19 protein-coding genes are annotated in these 23,078 nt (G+C 65.8%); 3 read left to right on the top strand and 16 right to left on the bottom strand.

All coding sequences use genetic code 11. The annotated features are described in order from the left end of the window. Positions 1-42: 42 nt before the first annotated feature. The 6 genes from VC352_RS21615 to VC352_RS21590 form a co-directional block, all read right to left on the bottom strand. A complete protein-coding gene (locus VC352_RS21615) occupies positions 43-312 on the bottom strand; it encodes a K+/H+ antiporter subunit F (RefSeq protein ID WP_159973263.1) in 270 nt (89 codons plus the stop codon). Then, positions 297-800 (bottom strand): Na+/H+ antiporter subunit E, encoded by a 504-nt coding sequence (locus VC352_RS21610; protein WP_322981562.1) that lies wholly within the window; start codon positions 798-800, stop codon positions 297-299. Before VC352_RS21610 ends, VC352_RS21615 begins: the two co-directional genes overlap by 16 nt. Continuing rightward, complete coding sequence (locus VC352_RS21605; protein WP_322981561.1) at positions 797-2,302, bottom strand: monovalent cation/H+ antiporter subunit D; 1,506 nt, start codon at positions 2,300-2,302, stop codon at positions 797-799. Before VC352_RS21605 ends, VC352_RS21610 begins: the two co-directional genes overlap by 4 nt. Continuing rightward, the gene (locus VC352_RS21600) at positions 2,299-2,628 is read right to left on the bottom strand and encodes a Na+/H+ antiporter subunit C (protein WP_322981560.1); all 330 of its coding nucleotides are present in this window, start codon (positions 2,626-2,628) and stop codon (positions 2,299-2,301) included. Before VC352_RS21600 ends, VC352_RS21605 begins: the two co-directional genes overlap by 4 nt. A gap of 1 nt (position 2,629) precedes the next feature. Further along, the gene (locus VC352_RS21595; protein WP_322981559.1) at positions 2,630-5,422 is read right to left on the bottom strand and encodes a monovalent cation/H+ antiporter subunit A; all 2,793 of its coding nucleotides are present in this window, start codon (positions 5,420-5,422) and stop codon (positions 2,630-2,632) included. Positions 5,423-5,713: 291 nt separating this feature from the next. Next, positions 5,714-6,175: a hypothetical protein gene (locus tag VC352_RS21590; protein WP_322981558.1), complete on the bottom strand. Its 462-nt coding sequence runs from the start codon at positions 6,173-6,175 to the stop codon at positions 5,714-5,716. Between the two features lie 140 nt (positions 6,176-6,315). Between VC352_RS21590 and VC352_RS21585 the strand changes: the two genes are divergently transcribed. Then, positions 6,316-6,576 (top strand): hypothetical protein, encoded by a 261-nt coding sequence (locus VC352_RS21585; RefSeq protein WP_322981557.1) that lies wholly within the window; start codon positions 6,316-6,318, stop codon positions 6,574-6,576. On the opposite strand, the gene VC352_RS21580 is transcribed toward VC352_RS21585, so the two are convergent. The 7 genes from VC352_RS21580 to VC352_RS21550 form a co-directional block, all read right to left on the bottom strand. Next, positions 6,550-7,686: a glycerate kinase gene (locus tag VC352_RS21580; protein ID WP_322981556.1), complete on the bottom strand. Its 1,137-nt coding sequence runs from the start codon at positions 7,684-7,686 to the stop codon at positions 6,550-6,552. The two genes, VC352_RS21585 and VC352_RS21580, sit on opposite strands and share 27 nt — an antisense overlap. A 55-nt stretch (positions 7,687-7,741) precedes the next feature. Next, complete coding sequence (locus VC352_RS21575; protein WP_322981555.1) at positions 7,742-9,109, bottom strand: GntP family permease; 1,368 nt, start codon at positions 9,107-9,109, stop codon at positions 7,742-7,744. Positions 9,110-9,377: 268 nt separating this feature from the next. After that, on the bottom strand, positions 9,378-10,490 hold the full coding sequence (locus VC352_RS21570; protein ID WP_322981554.1) for a sugar diacid recognition domain-containing protein: 1,113 nt from the start codon (positions 10,488-10,490) through the stop codon (positions 9,378-9,380). An 80-nt stretch (positions 10,491-10,570) separates the two neighbouring features. Beyond that, positions 10,571-11,113 (bottom strand): AraC family transcriptional regulator, encoded by a 543-nt coding sequence (locus VC352_RS21565; RefSeq protein ID WP_322981553.1) that lies wholly within the window; start codon positions 11,111-11,113, stop codon positions 10,571-10,573. A gap of 85 nt (positions 11,114-11,198) precedes the next feature. Then, positions 11,199-16,598, bottom strand: a complete 5,400-nt coding sequence (locus tag VC352_RS21560; RefSeq protein WP_322981552.1) for an AAA family ATPase — start codon at positions 16,596-16,598, stop codon at positions 11,199-11,201. After that, complete coding sequence (locus VC352_RS21555; protein WP_322981551.1) at positions 16,595-16,960, bottom strand: response regulator transcription factor; 366 nt, start codon at positions 16,958-16,960, stop codon at positions 16,595-16,597. The genes VC352_RS21560 and VC352_RS21555 overlap by 4 nt, the downstream gene beginning before the upstream one ends. A gap of 49 nt (positions 16,961-17,009) precedes the next feature. Continuing rightward, positions 17,010-17,978, bottom strand: coding sequence for a response regulator (locus VC352_RS21550; protein WP_322981550.1), 969 nt, complete (start codon positions 17,976-17,978; stop codon positions 17,010-17,012). 324 nt (positions 17,979-18,302) lie between these two features. On the opposite strand from VC352_RS21550, the gene VC352_RS21545 reads away from it, so the two are divergent. Both VC352_RS21545 and ycaC read left to right on the top strand, forming a co-directional pair. Then, positions 18,303-19,913 (top strand): MFS transporter, encoded by a 1,611-nt coding sequence (locus VC352_RS21545; protein ID WP_322981549.1) that lies wholly within the window; start codon positions 18,303-18,305, stop codon positions 19,911-19,913. A 27-nt stretch (positions 19,914-19,940) separates the two neighbouring features. Next, complete coding sequence (gene ycaC, locus VC352_RS21540; protein ID WP_322981548.1) at positions 19,941-20,564, top strand: isochorismate family cysteine hydrolase YcaC; 624 nt, start codon at positions 19,941-19,943, stop codon at positions 20,562-20,564. A gap of 206 nt (positions 20,565-20,770) precedes the next feature. Here the strand turns inward: ycaC and VC352_RS21535 are convergent, their stop codons facing one another. From VC352_RS21535 to VC352_RS21525, 3 genes are all read right to left on the bottom strand, one after another. Beyond that, positions 20,771-21,142: an AraC family transcriptional regulator gene (locus VC352_RS21535; protein WP_322981547.1), complete on the bottom strand. Its 372-nt coding sequence runs from the start codon at positions 21,140-21,142 to the stop codon at positions 20,771-20,773. A 157-nt stretch (positions 21,143-21,299) separates the two neighbouring features. Further along, complete coding sequence (locus tag VC352_RS21530; protein ID WP_322981546.1) at positions 21,300-22,253, bottom strand: GlxA family transcriptional regulator; 954 nt, start codon at positions 22,251-22,253, stop codon at positions 21,300-21,302. 53 nt (positions 22,254-22,306) lie between these two features. Continuing rightward, positions 22,307-22,867, bottom strand: a complete 561-nt coding sequence (locus tag VC352_RS21525) for a ProQ/FinO family protein (protein ID WP_322981545.1) — start codon at positions 22,865-22,867, stop codon at positions 22,307-22,309. Positions 22,868-23,078: the final 211 nt, after the last annotated feature.

Here is a 23,078-nt window from a genome sequence, read left to right as displayed (position 1 = left end):
CCTGTTTTTAACGCAGCAGGGCCGACGCGCAGCAGATCGTTCTTATTCGATGATGTCGCCGCGCAGCAGATACTTGGCCACTGCAACGGTACCGATGAAGCCCATCACCGCGATCAGCAGCGCTGCCTCGAAATACAGATCGCTGCCCAGCCAGATGCCAAACAGCACCAGCAGCGCAATGGCGTTGATGTACAGGGTATCCAGGGCCAGGATGCGGTCAGGCATGTCCGGCCCCTTGATCAGCCGGGCCAGGGTCAGCACCAGCGCCAGGCCCATGATGGCCAGGCAAATCGGGATCACGAACGCGAGCATGCGAACACCTCCAGCAGCGGGGCTTCGTAACGGGTCTGGATGCTGCGCACCAGTTCGGCTTCGTCGTCCACGTTGAGGCTGTGGATCAGCAGCGTGCGCTTGTCATCGCTGAGGTCAGCCGAAACGGTACCCGGCGTCAGCGAGACGATACTGGCGAGCATGGTCAATGCCAGTTCATCGTCCAGTTGCACCGGTACTTCGACGAACGCCGGGCGCAGACGACTGGTCGGGCCGAGGATGAGCTTGGCCACTTCCAGGTTGGCCACCACGATGTCGCCCAGCACGCGCAGCAGGAACAGGCACAGCTTGATGGGCTTGCGGATCTGCGGCGGGTTGATCCAGAACACCTGGCTGACCAGCGGGATCAGCCAGCCCAGGAAAGCACCCAGCAGGCAATGGCCAAGGCTGAAGTCGTTCACCAACAGCAACCAGACGCCGAGCAGGCACAGGCTCAGCAGCGGATGCGGCAACCAGCGACGTGCGTTCATGCACCACCTCCGCTGCGCAGGATCATGTGATAGCTCCCCAGGTCATGCAGTTGCGCCACCGTGGCCGCCAGGTAGTCCAGCGCAGGCGCGGCGCAGAGCACCAGCAGCGGGCTCATCAGCAGCAGGCCGATGGCCGCGACCAGGCGGCCTTCGTCCAGTTCGGCGCTGTCGAGTTGGCTCAGGCCAACGCGCCAGAACAAAGTGCTGCCAGCACGGCTGAGGCTGATCAGGGTCACCAGACCGCCGACCAGCACCACTGGCCACAACAGCGCGGCTTGCCAACCAGTCCCGGCGGCCTTGAGCAGCAGCACCTTGCCGAAGAAACCGGACAACGGCGGCAAGCCCGCCACGGCAATGGCACCGGCGAAGAACAGGGCACCGAGGATATGCGGGTTCTGCAGCGCCGGTCCCTGGATCAGTTGACCGACCTTGATACCGCGCTGGCGGCTGATCAGATCGGCGATCAGGAACAGCGCACCCGCTACCCAGGTGCTGTGAATCAGGTAGAACAGCGCGGCCTGCAGCGCCTCGGGCGTACCCAGCGCCATGCCGGCGAGCAAGGTGCCCACCGACAGCACAACCAGATAGGCGAGCATGCCCTGCAGGGTGACCGAGGCGAAGGCGCCAATGGCGCCCAGCGCCAGGGTCAGCAGGGCCAGCGGCCACAGCCACTCCTGCACCAGGTTCGAGAGGTTGCCGGCCTCGTCGCCGAATACCAGGGTGTAAACACGCAGGATCGAATACAGGCCGACCTTGGTCATGATCGCGAACAGCGCCGCCACCGGCGCAGTGGCCGAGGCATAGGCGCGCGGCAGCCAGAAATACAGCGGCAGGAACGCCGCCTTGAGGCCGAACACCACCAGCAGCAACATGGCCGCCGCTGCGATCAGCGGCGCATGATCGGCACCGGCTGCGGCGACGCGCTGCGACATGTCGGCCATGTTCAAGGTGCCGGTCACGCCATACAGCGTACCCACGGCGATCAGGAAGAACGCCGAGCCGACCAGATTGAGCACCACGTAATGCAGCCCCGCCCGCACCCGATCCTTGCCGCCGCCATGCAACAACAGCGAGTAGGAGGCGATCAGCAGGATTTCGAAGAAGACGAACAGGTTGAACAGGTCGCCCGTGAGGAAGGCACCATTGATGCCCAGCAACTGGAACTGGAACAGGGCGTGGAAGTTACGTCCGCGCTCGTCGTCGCCACGCATCGCGTAGAGCACGGCGAACAATGCCAGCACCGAAGTTACAGCAAGCATCAGCGCGCTGAGACGGTCGAGCACCAGCACGATACCGAACGGCGGCTGCCAGTTACCCAGAGCATAGACCTGAATCACACCCTGGTCGGCTTGCAACAGCAACCACAGGCTCAACGGCACCAGCAAGACGCTGCTGGCGACGGAAACCAGCCGCTTGAACGGCATGTCGCGACGCGCCGCCACCAGCAGCAGGCTGCCCGCCAGCAGGGGCAGGAGAATTGGCAGGATCAACGCATGATTCATCGATGCTGCTCCCGGCCATCGACGTGGTCGGTGCTCAGTTCACCGACGCTGCGCAGTGCCAGCACCACGACGAACGCGGTCATGGCGAAACCGATGACGATGGCGGTCAATACCAGCGCCTGTGGCAGCGGGTCGACATACTGCGAGCCGCGCCCGATCACCGTCGAGGCGCCGCCCTGCAGACGGCCCATGGCGAACAGGAACAGGTTGACCGCATAGGAAATCAGGGTCAGCCCCATGACCACCGGAAAGGTTCGGGCGCGCAGCAGCAGATAGACCCCGCTCGAGGTCAGGATGCCGAGCGCCACGGCAAACAGCGCTTCCATATCAGAGTACCTCCTGTCCGGGCTTTTCCTGGGTCAGCTTGCCCAGGTTGGCGAGGATGAGCAGGGTCGACCCGACCACGGTCAGGTAGACGCCCAGGTCGAACAGCATGGCGGTGGCCAGCTCGATCTCCCCCACCAGCGGAATGTTGAAGTGACCGAAGGCCGAGGTCAGGAAGGGCCGTTCGAACAGCAAACTGCCCAGCCCCGTAGCAGCGGCGATGAGCACGCCGGCGCCGGCCATACGGTGGTAATTGAGCGGCAGACGCGACTGCGTCCACTGCACGCCGCTGGCCACGTATTGCAGGATCAACGCCACGGCGGTGACCAGACCGGCGATGAAGCCGCCACCTGGCAGGTTGTGACCACGCAGGAAGATGAACACCGAAATCAGCAGCGCCATCGGCAGCAGCACGCGCGACAGGGTGGCGAGGATCAGCGGGTGGCGATCACGCGCCCAACTGCGTCCCTCGGCGTCGGCATTGGGCTGGAACAGGCGCAGGCCATCGAGCATCGCGTAGATGCCGACACCGGCGATGGCCAGCACGGTGATCTCGCCCAGGGTATCGAAGCCCCGGAAGTCCACCAGAATGACGTTGACCACGTTGGTGCCACCGCCGCCGGAAACGCTGTTGGCCAGGAAGTAACCGGCGATCGTTTCGTAAGGGCGGGTCAGCACGGCGAAGGCCAGCATCGAAACCATCACGCCGCTGCCAATGGCCAGGCTGAAGTCGCGCAATGCACGCATGCTGCTGGACTCGACGCGCGTCTGCGCCGGCAGGAAGAACAGCGCCAGCATCAGCAGGATGATGGTCACGACCTCCACCGACAGCTGCGTCAACGCCAGATCCGGTGCCGAGTAACGGGCGAATGCCAGGGCCACCATCAGGCCGACCACGCTGAGCATCAGCAGCGCCACCAGGCGCTGGCGATGGAAGATCACCGTGACCAGCGCCGCCAGGGTCATGATGCCCAGGCCCAGCGCGGTGATGCCATCGATCGGGCTCAGCGGCACCGAACCGCCCAGCTCAGGCAGCGGCCCCAGCGCCATCACCACCACGACGATGGCCGAGCCCAGCAGGTAGGCGATGTAGCGTTGCAGCGATGCGTTGTCCAGGCGGCGAGTCAGCGCCGTCGCGCTGATGAACAGGCTCACCACCATGCGCTCGAATACCAGCTTGGCGTCGACCTTGGGCATACCCGAATACCAGCGAAACAGCGGCTTGCGCAGGGCGTAGACCAGCACACCGCCGACCAGCGCCACCACGCTCATGATCAGCGGCAGGTTGATGCCATGCCAGATCGACAGGCTGTACTCCGGCAGGTTGCCCCCCAGGGTTGCCGAAGCCGCCGCGGCCAGCAGCGGCGCGACGGTATAGGCCGGCACGATCCCCACCAGCAGGCAGAGGAATACCAGCACCTCGACCGGCACCTTCATGTAACGCGGTGGCTCGTGCGGCGGGTATTTGGGCAGGTCGATGGGCTCGCCATTGAAGAACACGTCATGGATGAAGCGCAGCGAATAGGCCACCGAGAACACCCCAGCCAGGGTCGCCACCGCCGGAATCACCCAGTTGAAACTGCCCAGCAGGTGCTGGTGCAGGGTTTCGGTGAAGAACATTTCCTTGCTCAGGAAGCCATTGAGCAACGGCACCCCGGCCATGGCCGAAGCTGCCACCATGGCCAGCATCGCCGTGTGCGGCATGTACTTCCACATGCCGTTGATACGGCGCATGTCGCGGCTGCCGGTTTCATGGTCGATGATGCCGGCGGCCATGAACAGCGAGGCCTTGAAGGTGGCGTGGTTGATGATATGGAACACCGCCGCCACCGCAGCCAGGCGCGTATCGAGACCGAACAGCAGGGTAATCAGGCCCAGGTGGCTGATGGTCGAGTACGCCAGCAGCCCCTTGAGGTCATGCTGGAACAGCGCCAGGGTCGCGCCGATCAGCAGCGTGGCCAGGCCGGTCAGGCTGACCAGGTAGAACCACCACTCGGAGCCGGCCAGCGCCGGGTACAGACGCGCCAGCAGGAAGACGCCGGCCTTGACCATGGTCGCCGAGTGCAGATAGGCCGACACCGGCGTCGGTGCGGCCATCGCATGCGGCAGCCAGAAGTGGAACGGAAACTGCGCCGACTTGGTGAACACACCCAGCAGCACCAGGATCAGGGCGAGTGGATACAACTCATGGGCACGGATCGCGTAACCCGCGGCGAGCACCTGCGACAGCTCGAAACTGCCAGCGATATGCCCGATCAGCAGGATGCCGGCCAGCAACGCCAGACCGCCACCGCCGGTGACGGCCAGCGCCATGCGCGCGCCCTTGCGTGCATCGGAGCGCGAACCCCAGAAGCCGATCAGCAGGAACGACGACAGGCTGGTCAGCTCCCAGAACACCAGCATCAACAGCAGGTTTTCCGACAGCACCACGCCAAGCATGGCGCCCATGAACAGCAGCAGGAAGGCGAAGAATCGCCCCATTGGCTCGCTCTTGGACAGGTAATAGCGGGCATAGAGGATCACCAGCAGACCGATGCCGAGAATCAGCAGGGCGAAGAGAAAGCCCAGGCCATCGAGGCGCAGACTGAGGTTGAAGCCCAGTTGCGGCAACCACTCAAGCTTGGCCCGCAGCACTTCACCGGCGAATACACCCGGCTGCAGACTGAACAACAGCACCAGTGCAATCAACGGCGGCAGCGCAGCCGCAACGGCACAGGCCGAGCGCCCCAGGCGCTCGGTGAGCACGGGAAGAAACAGCCCCAGAAATGGCAAGGCGACGATCAACGCAAGCGCCATCAGCAAAACCCCTTATGCAGGCACGCCGGCCAGCCACGACCGGCGACGAGAATTGGAGTCGCAACTCCCTGACGGTGAACAACCACACACCACAACGACTCAGCTAAGTCGTTGTCGTGACAAGAATAACCACCGATTATCCATACCTATCGGTGGATCGTCATGCATTGAATTATTACTAAACACACCGACAGCTGAATAAGCGAATCTATCTATCGCCCGATAGACGAACGCACATAAAAAAACCGGAGCAGCCTGTGACTGCTCCGGTTTCTTCGATCAGCGACCGCCTTAATGAGTAACGCGGCTGGTGCCATTGACCGTCATGATGCGCACACGCTCACCGACGCGGAAGATCTGGTTCGGCTCGACTTCCTGCACATAGGCGCGCATGGTGCCGTCGTCTTCACGCACGGTGATTTCAACGCCCTGGGTGCGGGTCAGGCCTTCCTCGGCCGCCGCGCCCAGCAGACCACCGGCCACTGCGCCGACCACCGCCATCACGACGCTACCGCGACCGCCCCCGAGCGCACTGCCGCCGACACCACCGACGACCGCGCCAGCGCCAGCGCCGATTGGCGTCTTGGTACCCTCGATCTTCACCGGCCGCAGGGACTCGATGGTGCCCATGCGCACGGTCTGAACCTGGCGAGCCTCATCACGGCTGTAGGTGTCACCGGTCAGGCTCGAGGCGCAACCACCGAGCGCGAGAGTCGCGGCAACGAATACAGCCATAGCTGCGGGCTTACGCATGGTTTGTTTCCTCCATTGATGACTGATGCCTATTAGACTCCTTGCCTGGCCGAGTGTCACCCGGCGCGGCGCAAAGACGCAGCGCCGTACAGCCGGGCGACAGCTAGAATGCGACCTGCATCAAGGCAACAGAGTATTGCATGGACTATTTCATCATCGTCGTCACGACCGTCGCCGGCCTGGCCTTTCATGCCTGGCTGTATCTGCGCATGCGCCAATGGATCGACCGTGACCAGGCACTGGCGCTGGCCGGCGATAATGCCGACATGCGCCGCTACATGCTCGAATGCCTGGCCGCCGCTCGTCAGCAGAAGGTGCCGCGCAAGCAGTTGCCGGCCTTCCTCGAACGGGCCGCTGCAGCCTACCGCGAAGCTTCAGCCCCGCCCGGCGAGACGCCATAGGCGCGCGATATCCACGGCGCGCGCCTGCAACTCGCCAGCGGCGCCTGCCATCGCCTGCTCCAGGCTCAGCGGCCCTGGTGCCAGGCTGAAGGCGGCTTCGATACCAGCGTCATACAGCGCCTGATAGTTGTCACCGAGGCTGCCCGCCAGGGCGATTACCGGTACGCCAGCGCCCTGTGCCACACGTGCCACGCCCATCGGCGTCTTGCCATGCAGGGTCTGCGCATCCATCCGCCCTTCCCCGGTTATCACCAGATCGGCACCCGCCACGGCCGTGGCCAGGCCGGATAGTTCGGCCACCAGCTCGATCCCCGGGCGGAAGGTCGCCTTGAGAAAGGCCCGCGCGGCAAAGCCGAGACCGCCCGCCGCACCAACGCCTGGGAAGGTGGCGTGGTCTTCGCCCAGCGTCGCCGCGACGATGCGGGCGAAACGCCCCAGGGCCAGATCCAACTCCTCGACATGCGCAGGCGTCGCGCCCTTCTGCGGGCCGAATACCGCCGAGGCGCCACGCGGGCCACACAGCGGGTTGTCGACGTCCGCAGCCACTTCCACCTGCACCGACAGCAGGCGTGCATCCAGGCCACTCAGATCGAGTTGATCGAGCGCAGCCAGTGCCACGCCGCCCGGCGGCAGCTCGCGCCCCTGTTCGTCGAGCAGGCGCATGCCCAACGCCTGCAACAAGCCTGCACCGCCGTCGTTGGTGGCGCTGCCGCCCAGACCAAGGATGATCCGCGAGGCGCCGGCATCGAGCGCCTGCAGGATCAGCTCGCCAGTGCCGTAGCTCGATGCCTGGCGAGCATCACGCTGTTCGCGTGGTACCCAGTGCAGGCCACTGGCAGCGGCCATTTCGATGACCGCCGTACCGTTATTGAGCCACCCCCAGTGCGCCTGCACCGGCTGGCCCATGGGCCCGCGCACCTGGCATTCGCGACGCTCACCGCCCACGGCGGCGAGCAATGCGTCGACCGTGCCCTCACCGCCATCAGCCATGGGCCGCAGCAGGCACTCGGCCTCGGGGAACACCTGTTGCCAGCCACGGGCGATGGCAGCCGCCACGTCGGGCGCGCTGAGGCTCTCCTTGAAGGAGTCGGGGGCAATGACGATTTTCATCTCGGGTACCTCGGCAGGGGCGAGCGACCGTATGGTCGCCCACCTGTGGAGCGGATTACAGCAGCACCAGGCTGAGCAGCCAGACGGTGAGCATGCCGGCGATGCCCTGAATCAGGGTCGCCAGGGTCTGAGCGCGGTAGGCGGTCGAAACCTTCATGCGGCTGAACTGGGTCACCACCCAGAAGAAGCTGTCGTTGGCGTGAGACACGGTCATCGCGCCGGCGCCAATGGCCATCACGGTCAGCACGCGGCCCATCTCGCTGTCCAGGCCCAGGTTGCCCAGCAGCGGTGCGACCATGGCCGAGGTGGTGACCAGTGCCACGGTGGAGGAGCCCTGCGCACTCTTCAGCGCAGCCGCCACCAGGAACGGCATGAACAGACCGATGCCCAGCGCCGACAGGGTGTCGCCCAGGTAGCCGGTCAGCGCGGTGGCCTTGAGCACAGCACCGAAGGCACCACCGGCACCGGTGATCAGCAGGATCGGCGCGGCATCCTTGAGGCCGTCGGCGACGAAATCATGGAACTGCTTACGCTTGTCCTCCCCCTTGAGCAGGCTGCAGGCCAGGGCCAGGCCGACCAGCAGCGCGGCAACCGGCTGACCAAGGAAGCTCAGCACCTGGAACAGCCCCTCGGTACCGAACGGTTTGCTCGGGAAGGCGGCAATCGAACCCAGGCAGATCAGCGCGATGGGCACGAAGATCGGCGCGAAGGCCTGCCAGGTACTCGGCAGTTTGCCGTAACGGGCACGCAGTGCTTCGAAGTCGATGTTCTCGGCCAGCAGTTCGCTTGGGGCTTCCTCCAGCAGTTGGCTGTCATCCTGCTTGAGATAACGGTTGGCCCAGAGCATGCCGGCGAAGGCGGTTGCCGCAGCGACCACCAGACCCACCAGGATCACCAGGCCCAGCGAGGCATCGAGGCCCAGGTTACCGGCAGCGGCAATCGGACCGGGGGTCGGCGGCACGAAGGTGTGGGTGGCGTACAGGCCGGTGGCCAGGGCCACGCTCATGGCCACCACGGAGACTTTCATGCGCGCGGCCAGGGCATTCTTCAGCGAGTTGAGGATGACGTAGCCGGAGTCGCAGAACACTGGGATCGACACCAGGTAACCGATGATCGACATGGTCAGCGTGGGGAAGCGCTGGCCCAGCAGGCGGATCACCGTCTCGGCCATGGTGATGGCGGCGCCACTGCGTTCGAGAATCACGCCGATGATGGTGCCGAGCACGATGACGATACCGATGTAGCCGAGGATGCCCCCGAAGCCTGCGGTAATGGTCTTGATGATTTCAGCGCTGGGCAGCTGATAGGCGAAGCCGGCAATCAGCGCGGCGCCCAGCAGGGCCAGGAAGGGATGAAGTTTAAGGCGGGTAGTGGAAAGCACGATGAACGCGATCAGCGCCACCAGAATCAGGACCAGGCCCATGACCAGTCTCCTCGTTGTTGTTATGAGCGGATGTCACACCCGCTTGGGAATGCCGAACAGGCGGGCCATTGTGGCTCAGCGCGCCCCACTATCGCTCTGTGCACAGGCACGAACCGCCCCGACATGATCGCGCATCCCCCTGTGCATACGCACAACGCCATCATCTTGTAGGAGCGGCTTCAGCCGCGATCTTCTACGATGCCGTGCCAATCCCATCGCGGATAAATCCGCTCCTACGACAGCGCGTCATGCCGCTATCTGCAGAGCTTCAACCCTGAGCCTTCGGCTCCAGCAGGCCGAGCCCCAGAGACAGCTGCAGGCGCTGCTCCAGGCGGTTGAGATCCAGCCCGCTCAGTTCGCCGATGCGCTCCAGGCGGTAACGCAGGGTGTTGCGGTGAATGCCCAATGCCTGGGCACAGGCCTGTGCCTGACCGTCGTGGGCGCACCAGGCTTCCAGGGTTTCGCGCAGACTGCCCTGGGTGTCCTGCGCCAGCACCCGGCGCAGCGGCGCCAGCCAGCCTTGCAGCAACCAGTTGTGACGCTGGGCATAGAGCAGCGTGGGCAGGCGCAGCTCATCCAGGCGCAGCAGGCGGCGCTCGGGAAAGCGCGCCTGACCGTAGGCCAGCAGGTCGCGCAGCACCAGGCTGGCCTGGCGCAACTCGGTCAGATTGGCCAGAGGGTCGCTGAGCGACAGGCACTGCACGCCCCACTCGCGCTCGTCCGCCTGCGCCAACCAGGCCTGATCGTCACGCGTGGCGCTGTAAGGACGACACCAGAGCAGTTCGAAACGCCCCAGTGGCGCCACCAGATGCTCGCTCTTGGTCAGTGCAGCCAGCAGGCGCGCCTGACGCGGCAAGGGATCGCCCTCCTGGCTCAGTTGCAACAGACACATCTGCCTCGGCCAGCTCAGGTTCAGCCCCAGGCGTTCGGCTTCGGACGCCAAGCCCGCCAGGCCCTGCTGCGGATCGAGCAGATGGCGCAACCAGGCCTCCTGCTGATGCCGCTGCCAGTGTCGCTCGGCCTGTAGCACGCGATGCTCGACGAGCATCTCGGCAGCCATGCGCACCAGCTCGGCATAAGGCCGCACCGTTTCCGGATCGCCGGTGATGCCGAGCACGCCGATCAGTTGATCGGCATGCAGCAGCGGCAGGTTCACTCCGGGCTTCACCCCGCGCAGACAGGCTGCGGCCTGGGCATCGATCTCCACCACACGGCGGTTGGCCAGCACCAGTTGCGCCCCCTCGTGGCGAGTGTGCAGGCGACTGGGGTCACCACTGCCGATGATCATGCCCTGCGCATCCATCACGTTGATGTTGTGCGGCAGGATGGCCATGGCGCGGTCGACGATGTGCTGCGCCAGGGTGGAATCGAGTTCGAGCATGGAGTGCGGCCTCGCGGGTGAGGCCGCCATTGTAGGAGCATCGGCTGCAATTCACGATGCACCGGCGAGCGGACCTATCCCTAGGGGGATATCCCTGAAGCACGCTCGGTTCGTCTGGCCTGGCGCCAGCGATTGGGTGACACACCCACCAGACGATTGAAGGTGCGGGTGAAGTGCGCTTGGTCGCAGAAGCCGCAGTCCTGGCCGATCTCGGTCAGTGAACGGTTGCTCTGGCTGAGCATGCGCTGCGCCGTCTCGATGCGCAGGTTCAGCACCCAGTCCTGCGGCGACAGCCCGGTACTCTGCTTGAACGCACGGGAAAAATGGCTGCGCGACATCGCGCACTGCCGAGCCACCTCGGCGATGTACAGGCGCCCGCACAGGCTGCCGGCCAACAGCTCCTTGGCGCGACGCTCCTGCCAGGGCGCCAGGCGTGCATTATGCTGCGGACGTTCAGGCTCGCCCTGATCGCGCCCCAACAGGTAGTCGCACAGCTGCCGACTCAGGGAGAACAGCGGCTCGTCAGCCGCAGCCGACGACTGCAGAAGCGCCTGCAGCCCCTGCGTCAATCGATAGGCTTCGGCATCCAGCGTCACCTGCCCGGCCAGTCCCAATGTGCTCATGATCGCTCTCCTCGACAATGAGGCAAGCGTCGCGGCCAGGGGCTTCAGGAGTCCTTGAACAAGGCTGAAAAACCCTGAAAGCCCTTCACCGGCGATACAAGGGCAAGGTGAAGAAGAACAGGCTCTCGCCATTGCGCCCCTGGGTCGCACCGAGCACGCCAGCGTGGGCGGAAATGATCGAGCGACAGATGGCCAGGCCCATGCCCATGCCGCTGGACTTGGTGCTGAAGAAGGCCTGGAACACCTGCTCCTGCAAGGCCTCGGGTACGCCCGGCCCGCTGTCCTCGATCAGTACCAGCAGTTCTGCGCCCTGGCGAAGGCATTGCAGGCGCAGGCGGCGATTGCTGGGCGGCAGGCCACTGATCGCCTCGATGGCGTTCTGCAGCAGGTTGCGCACCACCTGCTGCAGTTGTACGGCATCCCCCGCCACCAGCAGGCCGCTCTGCAGTTGCAGGCTCAGCTCGATGTGCTTGTCGTCGATTTCCGCCTGGATGATGGCCAGTACCTGGCGGATCATCTGTGCCGGATCGAGTGGCAGGCGCTCGCTCGGTGCCTGGCAGGCGAGCGCACGGGTCGCGCGGATGATTTCGGCTGCACGACGGCACTCCGAAAGAATGTCCTGCAAGCCTTCCAGCGCGTCGCCCACCGAGGGCTGCTCGCGCTGCAGCCAGCGCACGCTGGCCGCAGCGTTGGAGAGGATGGAGGCCAGCGGTTGATTGATCTCGTGGGAGATGGACGCCGTCAGTTCGCCAAGAATCGCCGCCTGCGCGGTACGCTCCAGTTCGCTGCGCGCGGCATGCAGTTCGGCCTCGGTACGGCGCCGCTCGCTGACATCGCTGACCACGCCGATCAGGGTGTAGAGGTCGGTCGGCTCCAGCAGCAACTCCAGGTAGCGCGGCGATGGCAGTGCCGAGATGCAGCGAAACTCCAGACGCATGCCGCGCCGCTCATCCAGCGCGGCCGACAGCGCCTGCTCGAAACGTGCGCGATCATCCTCATGCACCAGCGCCGCCGGATGCTGCAGATAATCCTCGCCCGCCGCCGGGTTCAGCCCCAGCTCTGCCAGCAGCGTGGCCGACCAGAACGAAGGATCGGCGCCCAGGCGCCAGACGAAGGTACCGTAGCGACTCACCGCCTGCCCCAGCGCCAGCAGCGCCTGGGTACGCCGCAGCGTGTCCTGGCTTTCCCGGCGACGCTGGTTTTCGGCCAGCAGATCGCTGTACAGACGCGCATGGCTGAGGGAAATCGCCGCCTGCGACGCCAGCAAGGTCAGCAGATCGATCCGCGCGGGATCGATGACGCCGGTGGTCAGGCGATTCTCCAGATACAGCGCACCAATCACTTCGCGCTGTTTGATCAGCGGCAGACAGAGCACCGCCCCCGTATCCAGTTGGCGCAGGTAGGGATCGTCGGTGTAACGGCGCAAGGCATAGCGCCCCTCCACCAGCAGCGGCCCGCCACCGGCCATCGCCTGGCGCACCAGCACCAGCGGCAACAACTGTTCGACCGGCTCCTGCGGGTTCAGGCGTACGCGCACGCCGGCACTGTCCGACTGGCCGCAGGCGGCCACACGCAGGTGCTGTTGCTCGGCCAGGGCCAGCACCACGTAACCGGCGTTGGCATACATGGCGGCGTTGGCCAGCAGGCTTTCGATCAGCGTGTCGGGCTCGATCTCGCGCGACAGGGCCTGGCAGGCGCGAGTGATCGACAGCCGCTCCACCTGCTGCGCCATCGACAGCGCTCCCTGCGAGTCGCCGTCCTGCACGGTGAGAAAGCCATGGGCCTGTTCCAGTTGTCTGGCCAGGGTGTGCGCGCCCCAACGCCGCCACGCCGCATGGGCACAGCGCAGGTGTTCACGAGCACTGACCTGCAGGTGCAGCTCGCCATGGCAACGGGCAGCCAGCTCGTGGCCAAGGCCCTTGATATGCACGGCCCCTGCGCTCTCGGCATACTCGATGGCTTGTTCGTAGAGGCGCAGCGCACCGAGCAAATCCCCCTCGACCCGCGCCACCTCGGCCTCGGCCAGGGCCAGGCGATCCTTGAAGTAACGCGGATTGAGCTCGGCCCACAAGCGCAGGCGGCGCAACGGCTCGGCGTAATCCTGCACCTGGCCGGTGCTGCTCTGCAGCGCGGCACGGTTGAGCACGCTGAACATCGCCAGATCGATCTGGTGGATATGTACGGGAGCCGACCAGGTCAGTTGCCAGGCACGCTGTAGACAGACCTCGGCCTCGACGAAGCTACCTTCCAGGAACGCCAGCAAGCCCTCGAACAGCCACCACCAGAAGTGCAATTGCATCATCTCGCTGGCGTCGACCCGCGCCCGCAGGACAGCCTTGTCGGGAATCGCCCAGGCGCTGCCGCAGTCACCGGCCAGGCGACGGATGTAGCGTGCCTGGATATGCAGCCGGCTCTGCGCGTCGAGGAACTCCAGGTTGTGCGCGATGGCCAGGCCGGTGTCGATCTGCTGCAACATGCGCTCGATGGGCGCACCGAGTACCAGCAGATCCGAGACGATGTGATTGCTGGCATAGCAGGCAAAGCTCAACGCCCCCTGTGCCAGGCTGGCGCGATAAGCCTGTTCGGCGCAGTCCAGCGCGTAAGGCAGCGACTGCGACCAGACGCTGACCTGGTCCAGCGCCAGCAATACCGACATGCGACTGGCGGCATACTCGGGCCGCTCGGTCAACTGCCGTGCCACCGCCGTGAAGGCAAAGCCCGGGCCGTGGCACTCGAAACGCTCGGCCGCCGCCACGCCGAGCCAGGCCAAAGCCTGCACTGCCGTGGCGCTGAGACCATGGCGCAGCGCCAACTGCGCAATCCGGGCATTCGCCAGCAACAACAGGTGCGGCTGGACGAACGAGCCGGGAATCATCAGTGCAGCCAGCAGACTCATGACGGCCAGCATCCTGGCATCCTCGGCGCGTGGCAGGCTCACGAACAGGCAAGGCGGACGTTCACCCAATTCCTCGAGCAAAGCCCGCCAGGCCTCTTCGGCCTGCTGCGCATCCGGCTCGGCCGGGAAATCAATGCCCAGTTCGGCCAACGCCTCGATGGCGCACAGCGCCGCCGCGCGGTAACGGCCCTGCAGGGACAGCGCATCCACCTGCAGGCATTGCAGTTCGACCCGCTGCTCGGCCGGCAAAGCACGTTCCAGGCAGTATGCGATGCTGCGCTCGGCACCCACGTAATCGGCATCGAGGATCAGCCCACGCACCATCAGCAGGCTGAGTCGATCCAGCCGGGCCGGCTCGTCAAGCTCGCCGAGCAGCACCTGCGCCTGACGCAGATAGGCCAGTGTCGGCCCTGCTGCCGCCACATCGAGAGCCTGACTGGATAAGCGCAACAGCAGGTCGGCCCCTGCCAGGCGCTGTGCCCGCGTCAGCGCGTCAGGAGCCAGGCGCAGCAGTTGCTCGGCCACCCGCGCCAGCACGTCATGGCGGGTCGTATCGGATGCGCTACTCATCAGATTGGCGACCAGGCGCACCTGCAGGCTGGCCGACTGCTCCGGCGTCAGGCCGGCACGCACGCTCTCCTGCACCCGATCATGGACGAACCCCAGCTCCTCGCCGTATTCGACGATCAACCCGGCACCCAGTGCCGGCCCCAGGCAGGCGCTGACCTCGGCAGCAGGCAGGCCACTGGCCGCGACCAGCTCCTGCTGGCGTGTCTGGTTGCCCAGCAGCGCCAACACCTGCAGCACCTCGCGGGTAGCCGCAGGCAGGCGCTGCAGGCGCGCAGCCAGCAGGGCATCGACATCGCTGCCGAGCGTCAGTGAAGAAACAGCGCCCAGCTCCCGCCAGAGCGCGCCGAACTGTTGCAAGAACAACGGGCTGACCGCACCCAACTCCTGCAGGTGCATGGACAGCTCGGCTGCCAGCGCACTCGGCGGCTCCCCTTCCAGCACCAACCACTGGCTGAAGCCGCTGCTGTCGAGCGGCTGCAGGCTCAGGGTGCGAAACCTCGTTGGCACAGCCTGAAAGGCCTCCAGCAGGCTGCGCGCAGCCTGCGCCGAGGGGTTGGGTCGACTGGTCAAAAGCAGTAGCAGATGAGCAAATGCCGTGCGCGGCAGCTCGGCGAGAAACTCACTGCTTTCGCGGTCGATCCACTGCATGTCATCGATGAACAGCAGCAGTGGCTGGCCCGGCTGGGCCAGTGCCAGCAGCAGGCGCTGCAAGACGCCGCGCAGGTAGCGGCGCGCCTCGCTCGGGCGCAGCTCGCCAGCGGTCACAGGCGCGCCATCGAGCAGCGGCGCCAGGGCCGGAATCAGGCGCACCAGGTGGGCGCCATGGCCCTCCACCTGGGCCTGCAACAAGCGGCGCCAATGCTCGACCTGCTCGGGCGGCTCGGCCAGCAGGCGCTCGCCAATCCCGACAAACAGCGCGGCCAGGGTTTCATAGGGCTGACCACGGCGGGCCAATTCGCACTTGGCGCTGGCGAACAGCAGCGGCTCTTCGTCTTCATCCTGGCGCAGACGCCGCACCAGCGAGGTCTTGCCGATGCCGGCCTCGCCCTGCAACAGCAGCACACCGCCCTGCCCCAGCAGCAGTTCGTGGCGAGCCTGACGCAGTACGCCCAGCTCCGCTTCTCGGCCGATCAGGCGCGGGGCCGTCTGCGCCGCACGATGCAGGCTGCCACCCTCGCGCCAGGCCTGCAGGCAACGCTGCAAGGCCGCCTCCACCTGCTCGGCCTGTTGCGGCCTGGCCTCGCCCTGCTTGGCCAGCATCCAGCTCATCAGGGTATCCAGGTAGCTCGGCAATCCCGGCCGCAGCGAAGACGGCAGCGGCGCAGCAACGGCGGCGTGACGGTGCTGCCATTCGACGGCGTCCTGCGCCTCGAAGGGATGGCGTCCGGTCAGCCAGAGGAAGAAGCACACACCCAGCGCATAGAGATCGGCACTGGGCTTGCCTGCCTGATCCGGCGGCAGATAGGCCAGGCAGGCCACGGGCGGCAGTGTCACGCTTGCCTCATCACCCACTGCCGCACGGCAGAAGCCGGTCAGGCGCACTCCACCCTGCGGATCGAGAATGAGGTTTTCCGGGCACAGGTTGCGGTGCACCAAGCCGGCTCGGTGCAGGCCGGCCAACGCCCGCGTGCTGGTCAGCGCCAGTTGCAGGAAGCGTAGTACCGACAGGGGCGCCTGGCTCAGCGTCGACAGTGGCACACCGGCTTCGTCATCGAGCACCAGCAAAGTGCCCTCGGCACAGCCCAGGCGCGCCACCGGCAACAGCGCCCAGTCAGGCGCAAGGCGCGGCGCCAGGGCATATTCGTGATCCAGCCCGGCCTGCTCCCAGTGCGTGGCCTGAGCGTCGGCTCGCACCACCAGCCACTTGCGCCCGGCGCGTGCATCGTCGACCCGCCAGCGGCTGACGCCGCCGCAATGATCCAGCGGTTGCCAGGCCAGATTTGCCATCCAGTGCGCGTCGAAACATTGCGCCAAGGACTCGGCTGCTTGCAGCGGCAAGGCGAAAGGTTGGGCGCTCATCCATCGGCTCCGGACAGGTCGGCCAACAGGGTCAGCAGGGCTTCGGCGCTGAACGGCTTGGCCAGAAAGGCGCGGGCACCATCGTCGAGCGCCTGACGGGCAACGTCCCGGCTGTTGTCAGCGGACATGCAGATCACCGGCAGGGAAACCCCAGCCTCCTTCAGGCGGCACTGCACGTCCGCGCCCTGCAGCCCCGGCATGTGCATATCGAGCACCAGCGCCATGGCGCGCGTGCGCCACTCCGAGGCGAGAAAGCCTTCACCCGAGGCGAAGCACACAGCCTGATACCCGGCGGAACGCAGCAGATTGGCGAGGCTCTTGCGAACCTGGGGTTCGTCGTCGACGACGCACACGACCTTCATGGCAAGCCCTTGGCAACGGTTGGGCAGAAGGTAAATGGCGCATGCGGGCTCAGGCCGGTTCGGCAACCGCATCGAGCTGGGGGAGCATGCCCAACGCACGTCCAGCCACGAACAGATGTATCAGGTTGCTGGCCCCGAGTTTTGTCATCACGTGCTTTTTGTGCATCTTCACCGTCACGTCCTGCAGACCGAGCAACTGGGCGATCTGCCGGTTCTGCTGGCCCTCCAGCAGCAAGGCGAAGACATCGCGCTCACGCGGCGTGAGGCTGGCGTAGCGCGCCTGGATCGCCTGACGTGCACTGCTCTGGCGGTGCTGCAAGGCGGCGCGGGCCATGGCCTCGCCAACGGCAGCCAGCAGTTGCGCCTCCTCGACCGGCTTGGTCAGAAAACTCTCGGCGCCCGCCTTCATCGCCTGCACCGACATATCGATGGTGCCGACCCCGCTCATGAACACGATCGGCAAGGGAGCGCCGCAGCGCGCCAGGTGCGCTTGTAGGTCGAAGCCAGTGCCTTCGCTTAGGCGCACATCGAGCAGCAGACAGCCGGGCCGATCACAGGGGGCGTGATCAAGAAACTCCGCGGCCGAGGCATAGCCGCGCGCCTCGATACCGGCGGCACGCAACTGGCGCACCAGCGCCGTACGCACGGCCGGCTCGTCGTCGATCACATGCACCTCGACGGCGGGCGCCGGCGTATTGGCCACCAGGCTGAGGCGCTCGGCCTGTACCGGCACCTCGAGATTGAGGCGATAACCCCGGCGCGGCACGGTTTCCAGCAGGCGCGCATCCAGCGCCAGTTGTCGACGCAGGGTGGATATCTGCACCTGCAGATTGTTCTCCTCGACCACCACATCGGGCCAGGCCGCCTGCAGCAGCTCGGCCTTGGTCAGCAGCCGCCCGGGCGCAGCCAAGAGCGCAGCCAGCACATCGAAGGCACGGCTGCCCAGACGCACCGGAGTGCCGTCGAGAAAGGCCTCCCTGCGCTCCAGTGAAATCCAGGCATCACCCAGGCGGATCATGATTCAGTTCGCTTTCCAACAGGTTCGATCGGTAGCGCTACCCAGGTAGCGTTTTTTCAAGCTAGTTGAAAGAAATTCGCATCTCAAGGACAAAACCGCCCCGGCAAGAACTCGAACAAACGTACAAGCCGAGGCTCGCCAACGCCTGTTTCAATGGGTGCGCCACTGGCTCCATTCCCTCCTTTTTCAGCCTGTTTGCCCCTTCTGCCGCTCATCCGAACGGATGGCCGCACGCGCCAATCGAGCACATCGATACAAGCCAGGCGCCGGGGTGCAACCGATAGTGCCCCTGCCATTCCGGCCTGCCGCCCAGGAGCTTCATCGATGCCGCGCCCCGCCACCCAAGCCGCGCCTACGGGCACCAGCTCGCCCTGGCAGCCGCTGCGCAGCCGGCTGTTCCTGGCGCTATGGCTGGCCAGCATCGCCTCCAACATCGGCACCTGGATGCACGAGGTCGGCGCCGGTTGGCTGATGACCTCGCTGTCGGCCAGCCCCTTGGCCGTGGCTGCCGTGCAGGTAGCCGGCGCCCTGCCGATCTTCCTTCTCGCCCTGCCGGCTGGCGCCCTGGCCGATATCGTCGACAAGCGCCGCTCGCTGCTCATCGTGCAGTGCTGGATGGCAGCCGTGGCCATGACCCTGGCCCTGCTCACGGCTGCCGACAGGATGAGCGTCGAGCTGCTGCTCAGCCTGACCTTCGCCATGGGCATCGGCACGGCGCTGATGATGCCGGCCTGGTCGGCCATGCTGCCCGAGGTGGTCGGGCGCGCCGAGCTGCCGGCGGCGGTGGCGCTGTCGAGCCTCGGCGTGAACGTCGCACGCGCCATCGGCCCGGCGCTGGCCGGCATCCTCGTCAGCCTCAGCGGCCCCTGGCTGACCTTCGCCCTCAACGCCGCCTCGTTCCTCGCTGTGATCGTCGCCCTGGCGAGCTGGAAGCGCACACCAAGCCAGAGCGTGCTGCCGGCTGAACGCCTGTTCGGCGCGCTGCGCGTGGGCCTGCGCTACGCCCGCAGCAGCCGCTCGCTGCAGGCGGTACTGGTACGCACTGCCGCTTTCTTCATCGGTGCCTCGGCCGGCATGTCGCTGCTGCCGGTGCTGGTGCGCCGCGAGATCGGCGGCAGCGCGCTGGACTACGGCATCCTGCTCGGCTGCGTCGGGATCGGCGCAGTGTTCGGCGCCACCCTGCTGCCACGCCTGCGCAACCGCTACGGCAATGACCGCCTGTTGGCCGGCGCCAGCCTGGTCTACGCCCTGGTGCTGGCCGGGCTCGCCGTGCTGCGCAGCATGCCCGCGCTGGTGCCGGTGATGCTGCTCAGCGGCATGGCCTGGATCGCGGCATTGTCCAGCCTGCAGCTGTCAGCGCAGACCGCCGTGCCGGCCTGGGTGCGGGCACGCGCGCTGTCGCTGTACATCCTGGCGTTCTTCGGCTGCTCGGCGGTCGGCGGTCTGGCCTGGGGTGCGCTGGCCAGCGCTATTTCACTGAGCGCCGCCTTCGCCGGCAGCGCTGCGTTACTGGCGCTTGGCCTGCTGGTCGGCTGGCGCTTCGCCCTGCCGGTGAGCGAGGCCGATGACCTGGCGCCCTCGCTGCACTGGCCAGCGCCGATTCTCGACGACGCACTGGATCGCGAACGCGGGCCGCTGCTGGTGACCCTCGATTACCGCATCGCCGCCGCCGACAGCGACGCCTTCCGCGCCGCCATGCAGGACGTGCGGCACATGCGCCGACGTAACGGCGCCTTCTCCTGGGGCCTGGTGCAGGACGCCGAGGATCCCAGTCGCTGGCAGGAATTCTTCTTCGACGAATCGTGGCTGGAGCACATGCGCCACCACGACCGCGTCACCCGTGCCGAGCAGCGCATCGAAGCGCGCGCGCGGCGCTACCAGATGCCCGACGAGCCGATTCGCATCCGCCATCTGCTTGCCGCGCCGCGGCACTGAGACACTCACCCCACGAGGAGCCACACCATGAGCAAGCCCTACAACCGCCTGAACAAAGACGACGCCGCCGTCCTGCTGATCGACCACCAGTCCGGCCTGATCTCGCTGGTGCAGGACTTCACCCCCAGCGACTTCAAGAACAACGTGCTCGCCCTGGGCGATGTCGCCAAGTTCTTCGGCCTGCCGACCATCCTCACCACCAGCTTCGAACAAGGCCCCAACGGCCCGCTGGTGCCGGAGCTGAAGGCGCAGTTCCCAGACGCGCCCTATATCGCTCGCCCCGGCCAGATCAACGCCTGGGACAACGACGACTTCGTCGCGGCAGTGAAGAAGACCGGGCGCAAGCAACTGATCATCGCCGGCGTGGTCACCGACGTGTGCGTGACCTTCCCGGCGCTGTCGGCCATCGCCGAGGGTTTCGATGTGTTCGTCGTCACCGATGCCTCGGGCACCTTCGACAAGACCGTGCAGCAGGCCGCCTGGGCGCGCATGAACGCCGCCGGCGTGAAATTGATGAACTGGTTCAGCGTCGCCTGCGAACTGCACCGCGACTGGCGCAACGACATCGAAGGCCTCGGCAGCCTGCTCTCCGAGCACATTCCCAACTACCGCAACCTGATGACCAGCTACTTCGCCCTGCAGGCCAAGTAAGAACCCGCCCACGCTCTGCAGCGGGCCTGTCCCGCTGCAGAGTTCTCAGAACCTGTTCACCCTGAAGGAGCTCGGTGAACATGTAGGAGCGGCTTCAGCCCCGAGCTTTATTAAGAGTTCGCGGCTAAAGCCGCTCCTACAACATCGCGAGCGGCTGCTTTCGCCAATTAGCGGCTAAACCGGGCCGAAAGATCATTAACAGGTGCTCAGCCGTCGAGCTGCTGCGCAGAGCGCCAGCGACTCGGCGCCAGGCCCTGCCAGCGCGAGAATACGCGGGCGAAGTGTGCCTGATCGTTGAAGCCGCAGGCACAGGCCACCGCCGCCACGCTATTGCCCGCAAGCAGCAGGTTACGCGCCCGCGCCAGCCGCGCACGGGTCAGCCACTGATGCGGCGACATCCCCGTGCTGCCATGAAAGGCGCAGGAAAAATGACAGCGTGACAGGCTGCACTCGCGCGCCAGCCAGGCGATGCTCAGCGGCTCGTCGAGGTGCGCCTCGATCAATTGCTTGGCCCGGCGCAATTGCCAGGCCGACAGGCGAATCGCAGGTAGATCGCCCTGCGCGTTACCGGCATCCATCGGCTTTCCTCCCTCCCGGTTGCAGCAACGCCGCAGCCTCCGCGTGAGGCGGAGGCATATACGTGCTGAATCATGGGAGGGATGATGCCGCCGCCCGCGCCAGGCTAGAACCGCAGCGTGGGGAGCCTAGCGGACATCGAGGGGCGAAATTCGGACATCAACTGAACTGGTGACGGTACTGCGCAGGCGTCAGGCCCAGACGGTCGGTGAACAGCGTACGCATGCAGCGCACGCTGCCAAAGCCGCTGCGAAAGGCGATGGTCTTCAGCGGCAGGTCGGTGGTCTCCAGCAGTTGCCGGGCATGATCGATACGCGCGTCATGGACGAACTCGGTCGGGGTCATGCCCACCTCCCGGCTGAACAGCCGGGTGAAGTGCCGAGCGCTGAGCCCTACCACAGCCGCCAGCGCCTCGACACCGAGGTCTTCGGCCAGGTGCTCCAGCACATGCCGCTGGGCGCGTGCCACAGGGGTTTCCTCGCGCGCCACCTCGGCCAGCAGCGGGCTGAACTGAGCCTGCCCGCCCTGGCGCGTCTTCGCCACCAGCAGCACCTTGGCCACGGCAACGGCGACCGCCTTGCCGTGATCCTCGGCGATGATGCCCAGTGCCATGTCGATGCCGGCGGTGATACCGCCCGAGGTGTAGAGATTGCCGTCGGCCAGGTAGATCTGCTCGCTCAGTACCTGCGCCTGCGGGTAGCGCCGGGCGAGACGCTCGGTGTAGTTCCAGTGGGTGGTCACCCGGCGCCCGTCGAGCAACCCGGCATCGCCGAGAACGAAGGCCCCGGTGCAGATCGACCCAAAGCGCCTGGCCGCAGCCGCCGCCGCCATCAGCCAGGGACGAAAGGCACTATGATCATCGTTGTAGGCCCCCGGCCCGCCGGGCACCAGCAGCAGATCATGGGCAGCCACAGGCGCCTCACCGATCAGCTCGTCGGCGACCATCTGCAGGCCACAGGAAGCGCGCACCAGGCGTTCGCCCAGAGCAAGGGTACGGATGCGGTAGTGCTGCTCGGTGGGCAGGTAGCGGTTGGCGATGGAAAACGCCTCGACCGGCCCGGCTACATCCAAGAGCAGCACCTGAGGAAACAGCAGGATAGCTACGTCTGTCATGACAGCGAAGTCTAGCGTTGCCAGGCGATAGCGCCATGGCAACGCGCTAAACCTTACTCCGCGCTCTGCGGCTCGGCGTTCTCGACAGCCTTGGCTTCAGCATCCGCTTTCGGCTTGGCCTGACGCCGCGCCTCCATGCGCTGACGCCGGGCCTGCTGCTTGGCATGCAGCGCCTGCGGCGCCGTCACCACACCAACGGGCTGGCCCTGCAGATCCAGACGCGGCGCATTCTCGGTCATCGCCGCCCAGTAACGCCCGCCCCGGCACCAGGCCGCGATGCCCAGCTTGAGCTGCTCCAGGGTGATGCCCAGCAGCTCCAGATGCTGCTCGGCATCCTTGAGGATGCCCTCCTTGAGCGGCACCTTGGGCGCTGGATTGACCGGGAAGGCCAAGGGGAAATGCTTCTGCAAACGCCAGATCGCCTCAACGGCAGGATCCTGCTCACGTTGCTTGGCTTTAGGCTGCGGCTTGCGCTTCTGCGGCTTAGCACCCTCGGTCTTGACTGGCGCCTTCACGCTCTCGGTCTTGACCTGCTCTTTCGCACTCTCGGCCTTGGCCTGGCCTTTTTCAGCCCGCAGGCGGTCACGTAGCTCAGCTAGTTGTTCGAAACCCATGGTTCAGTTCACAGCATCCTGGTTGATTCGTCGCGCAAGGGTATCCGATACGCAGCTTTCATACAGCCTTATCGATGGTCGGAATGCTCGGCGGTAGGGATTGGCAGGCTCAGTAGCCTGGTCTGTGGCCAAGGGAAAGCGATTCGACGGGCCGGGTTTGACCAAGAAGAATGGCAGCAAATCTTGGCTGCGACTGCTTTCGCCAAAAAGC

Origin of the sequence: Pseudomonas sp. C11, assembly GCF_034683865.1 — a bacterium.
In the GTDB taxonomy this organism is placed as follows: Bacteria; Pseudomonadota; Gammaproteobacteria; order Pseudomonadales; family Pseudomonadaceae; genus Aquipseudomonas.
The sequence above is the reverse complement of the archived record's forward strand: the minus strand, read 5'-3'. Positions and strand labels throughout refer to the sequence as shown.

What these genes read in the sequence shown, in the direction of transcription:
- VC352_RS21535 (WP_322981547.1), bottom strand. Translation starts at nt 21,142, where the DNA reads ATGGATGCCGGTAACGCGCAGGGCGATCTACCTGCGATTCGCCTGTCG.
- ycaC (WP_322981548.1), top strand. Translation starts at nt 19,941, where the DNA reads ATGAGCAAGCCCTACAACCGCCTGAACAAAGACGACGCCGCCGTCCTG.
- VC352_RS21585 (WP_322981557.1), top strand. Translation starts at nt 6,316, where the DNA reads ATGGACTATTTCATCATCGTCGTCACGACCGTCGCCGGCCTGGCCTTT.
- VC352_RS21575 (WP_322981555.1), bottom strand. Translation starts at nt 9,109, where the DNA reads ATGGGCCTGGTCCTGATTCTGGTGGCGCTGATCGCGTTCATCGTGCTT.
- VC352_RS21525 (WP_322981545.1), bottom strand. Translation starts at nt 22,867, where the DNA reads ATGGGTTTCGAACAACTAGCTGAGCTACGTGACCGCCTGCGGGCTGAA.
- VC352_RS21580 (WP_322981556.1), bottom strand. Translation starts at nt 7,686, where the DNA reads ATGAAAATCGTCATTGCCCCCGACTCCTTCAAGGAGAGCCTCAGCGCG.
- VC352_RS21600 (WP_322981560.1), bottom strand. Translation starts at nt 2,628, where the DNA reads ATGGAAGCGCTGTTTGCCGTGGCGCTCGGCATCCTGACCTCGAGCGGG.
- VC352_RS21560 (WP_322981552.1), bottom strand. Translation starts at nt 16,598, where the DNA reads ATGAGCGCCCAACCTTTCGCCTTGCCGCTGCAAGCAGCCGAGTCCTTG.
- VC352_RS21565 (WP_322981553.1), bottom strand. Translation starts at nt 11,113, where the DNA reads ATGAGCACATTGGGACTGGCCGGGCAGGTGACGCTGGATGCCGAAGCC.
- VC352_RS21590 (WP_322981558.1), bottom strand. Translation starts at nt 6,175, where the DNA reads ATGCGTAAGCCCGCAGCTATGGCTGTATTCGTTGCCGCGACTCTCGCG.
- VC352_RS21555 (WP_322981551.1), bottom strand. Translation starts at nt 16,960, where the DNA reads ATGAAGGTCGTGTGCGTCGTCGACGACGAACCCCAGGTTCGCAAGAGC.
- VC352_RS21615 (WP_159973263.1), bottom strand. Translation starts at nt 312, where the DNA reads ATGCTCGCGTTCGTGATCCCGATTTGCCTGGCCATCATGGGCCTGGCG.
- VC352_RS21595 (WP_322981559.1), bottom strand. Translation starts at nt 5,422, where the DNA reads ATGGCGCTTGCGTTGATCGTCGCCTTGCCATTTCTGGGGCTGTTTCTT.
- VC352_RS21550 (WP_322981550.1), bottom strand. Translation starts at nt 17,978, where the DNA reads ATGATCCGCCTGGGTGATGCCTGGATTTCACTGGAGCGCAGGGAGGCC.
- VC352_RS21570 (WP_322981554.1), bottom strand. Translation starts at nt 10,490, where the DNA reads ATGCTCGAACTCGATTCCACCCTGGCGCAGCACATCGTCGACCGCGCC.
- VC352_RS21605 (WP_322981561.1), bottom strand. Translation starts at nt 2,302, where the DNA reads ATGAATCATGCGTTGATCCTGCCAATTCTCCTGCCCCTGCTGGCGGGC.
- VC352_RS21610 (WP_322981562.1), bottom strand. Translation starts at nt 800, where the DNA reads ATGAACGCACGTCGCTGGTTGCCGCATCCGCTGCTGAGCCTGTGCCTG.
- VC352_RS21545 (WP_322981549.1), top strand. Translation starts at nt 18,303, where the DNA reads ATGCCGCGCCCCGCCACCCAAGCCGCGCCTACGGGCACCAGCTCGCCC.
- VC352_RS21530 (WP_322981546.1), bottom strand. Translation starts at nt 22,253, where the DNA reads ATGACAGACGTAGCTATCCTGCTGTTTCCTCAGGTGCTGCTCTTGGAT.